Genomic DNA, 3,140 nt, shown 5'->3' on the forward strand with positions numbered 1-3,140 from the left:
CCCGCCCGTCCAAAAAGGACGGGCGGGACGCCCATCCCACACACTTGTGGAAGTTATTTAATTCTCATTCCTAATGAATATAAGTTGTAATATCTTTATGAGGACTTCCGTTGTCAATACAAACCAAGGGGTAAGGTGCGCGGTACACACCAATACAAAGATGCGGGTACGCACTCTACAAACTCATGTCGATTGTTTACTCAGCAAATTCTCGCAAAGCTGGAATTAAATACTGTGTCAAAGTAAAGGCATCTACTCCTAATTCCGTCCGTTCTTTAGCAGCCATGATTCCGGCTTGAGCGTGCCACCAAGCTGCTGTTACAGCAACTGATTTAGGGGGGGACTTGCGGGCGATCGCACTTGCTAATAGTCCCCCTAACAAGCCTGTGAGAACGTCGCCGCTGCCGCCTCTGGCGAGAGCTGGGGTGCTTTCGGGATTGAGGTAGGTGATGGTACGTGAAGCGTCGCTATGCCGTAGGGAATCGCCCTCATCCTTCCAACTTATGCACACTCTGGCTCCTTTGAGCAATATCGTTGCACCGCAAAGCTTAGCTGCTGCTTGAGTTGCCGCAATTCGATCGTCGCCAGTTTCGTCGGCTAATTCGGGAAATAAACGCTTGAATTCCCCCGGATGAGGCGTGATAATTGTCAGTGCTGAGCGTTCGGACAAAATCGGGACTGTGCCGAGTTGAGCGAGGATATTTAAACCGTCAGCATCTAAAACCAGAGGTCGATCGCTCTCCAGTACAGATTCTACAGCTATTGCCGCTTCCAATGTCAGACCTGGCCCTGCGGCGATCGCGTCATAAGAACTCAAATCAATTGCTACTGGTAACTCGCTAATTGCACCGCTTTGGGTTTCGGGACATCCTATAACTAATGCCTCTGGCAACTGACTGCTCAACATCGGTTTAATCGACTCAGGAACAGCAATTGACAGCATTCCGATGCCGCTTGCTCTTGCTCCCAATGCTGCCAAAATTGCGGCTCCGCTGTAGCGGCGGGAACCTGCAATAATTAGTATGTTACCGTTGGTGTATTTGTGCGAAATTGGCGATCGGGGTAACGGCAAATGCTGAGTTGCCCATGCTTTTGTAATGCGTTGTATTGCTGGCGTTTCACCCAATATTGCTGCAATATCGGCTGCGGTAATATCAAAATCAATTAATTCTGAACTACCGATATATTCTAACGCTCTATCTTGTAGAAATGCCATTTTCCACAAACCCAAACATAATGTATGTTTTGCCCGGATAGCCGTTCCCAAAACTTCTCCGGTATCTGTATGAATTCCCGATGGAATGTCTATACTTAAAATGGCTATATTTAAATTATTTATTTCGTCAATAGCTGCGGCGGTGGCGTTAGTAATTTCTCGTTCTAATCCAAATCCAAATAAACCATCTACGAGCAAATCGCAGTTGGTCAGATTTTCAATATTATCAACAAATGGGATATTTAAATAACGCGCATAATCAGCGTGATTTTTTGTTAGTTCTTTTAGTTTAGAAAACGGGCAGTAAATAACTACTTGGAACCCTTGAAAGTGCAATTCGCGAGCAACAACCAAAGCATCGCCGCCGTTGTGTCCCGGCCCAACCAATATGCCGATAACTGGCAATTGAGAATTAACAAGATTTTTCCCTTCTTCCCTTTTCCTTCTATCCGTTAAATCCCGTACACTGCTAGTTGCCGAACTTCCTTCCGCTTTCAAAATCTCCTGAATGCGTCTAGCAATCAGGAGCGCGACTTTTTCCATTAAAGCTGCGACTGGCATTCCCGCAGCAAAGATTCTCGTTTCTATTTGCCGCATTTGGTCGGCGGTGACAACAAATTTTTGAATGGTCATATTAATGCTAAAATTTCAGCTAACAGCAGCAGTGGCAATTTGTAGTATACTTGTGGTATAATAAATTAGCTCGATCGAACAAAGTAACAGTAAAATAGCAATTTCTCCCCAACCATGAACAAGATTGTTGTAGGCCTCTCCGGCGGGGTCGATAGTTCCGCAGCAGCCGCAATTTTACACCATCAAGGATATGAAGTGGTGGGTTTAACGCTGTGGTTGATGAAGGGCAAAGGTCAGTGCTGCTCTGAGGGAATGGTCGATGCCGCTAAAATTTGCGAAGATTTGGGCGTTCCCCACCACATTGTTGACAGCCGCGAGGTCTTTCAGGCAAGTATTATTGATTATTTGGTGGAGGGTTACAGTGCAGGAGTTACACCTCTGCCTTGTTCGCAGTGCAATAAAACTGTGAAGTTCGGGCCGATGCTTAAGTTTGCTCGCGAAGAACTCGGAATTGAAAAAATCGCTACAGGCCACTACGCTAGGATTACTTACGATGCTGCTACTGGTCGCTATCAGTTGCTGCGGGCGATCGACCCTGCGAAAGATCAGTCTTATTTCCTGTACGATCTAACACAGGATTTGTTGGCGGGTACGGAGTTTCCTTTGGGGGAAATTACCAAGACAGAAACTCGCAGAATCGCGGCAGAATTTGGCTTGACAACTGCGGATAAGCCGGAAAGTCAGGATTTGTGCTTGGTGGAAAGTAACGGTTCGATGCGGGCTTTTCTGGATAAGTACATTGCGCCACAAAAGGGTGACATTGTGGACAAGTCAGGGCGGGTGCTCGGACAGCATGACGGTGTTCACCACTACACCATCGGCCAGCGGAAAGGACTTGGGATTGCTGCACCGGAACCGCTGTATGTGATTGAACTTGATGCTGCTGGCAATCGGGTAATTGTGGGCGATCGACAGTTGGCAGTAGAATCTGAATGTACAGTCCAGAAAGTGAATTGGGTTTCTGTAGCTGCACCGACGACTCCGATTCGGGCTCAGGTACAGATTCGATATCGATCGCAACCCGTCCCGGCTACAATTATTCCTGTAGAATCCTCCCAACCAGAGGAAAAAGTCGGCGGTACAAGAGTTAAGTTGATTTTTGACGAACCGCAGTTGAGCATTACCCCCGGACAAGCCGCTGTTTGGTATGACGGCGATGTGCTATTGGGCGGCGGCATCATCGAAAGAAACCAAATCCCAAATTAAGGCAAGGGGCGGGCTAGAAGCCCAACCCCTACTCCCCACAAAAAACCACCCACAAAAAAACTCACTCTTTGTGGAACAGGCATCT

General features: G+C 47.2%; 2 protein-coding genes. One reads left to right on the forward strand and one right to left on the reverse strand.

Annotated features, from left to right (window positions below; genetic code table 11):
• Positions 1 to 196: 196 nt before the first annotated feature.
• Positions 197 to 1,849 (reverse strand): NAD(P)H-hydrate dehydratase, encoded by a 1,653-nt coding sequence (locus QUB20_RS16470; RefSeq protein ID WP_333247441.1) that lies wholly within the window; start codon positions 1,847 to 1,849, stop codon positions 197 to 199.
• 114 nt (positions 1,850 to 1,963) lie between these two features.
• On the opposite strand from QUB20_RS16470, the gene mnmA reads away from it, so the two are divergent.
• A complete protein-coding gene (mnmA, locus tag QUB20_RS16475) occupies positions 1,964 to 3,055 on the forward strand; it encodes a tRNA 2-thiouridine(34) synthase MnmA (protein WP_333247438.1) in 1,092 nt (363 codons plus the stop codon).
• Positions 3,056 to 3,140 lie beyond the last annotated feature (85 nt).

Origin of the sequence: Microcoleus sp. B4-C2, from assembly GCF_036705265.1 — a bacterium.
Taxonomy (GTDB): domain Bacteria; phylum Cyanobacteriota; class Cyanobacteriia; order Cyanobacteriales; family Microcoleaceae; genus Microcoleus.

What these genes read in the sequence shown, in the direction of transcription:
- QUB20_RS16470 (WP_333247441.1), bottom strand. Translation starts at nt 1,849, where the DNA reads ATGACCATTCAAAAATTTGTTGTCACCGCCGACCAAATGCGGCAAATA.
- mnmA (WP_333247438.1), top strand. Translation starts at nt 1,964, where the DNA reads ATGAACAAGATTGTTGTAGGCCTCTCCGGCGGGGTCGATAGTTCCGCA.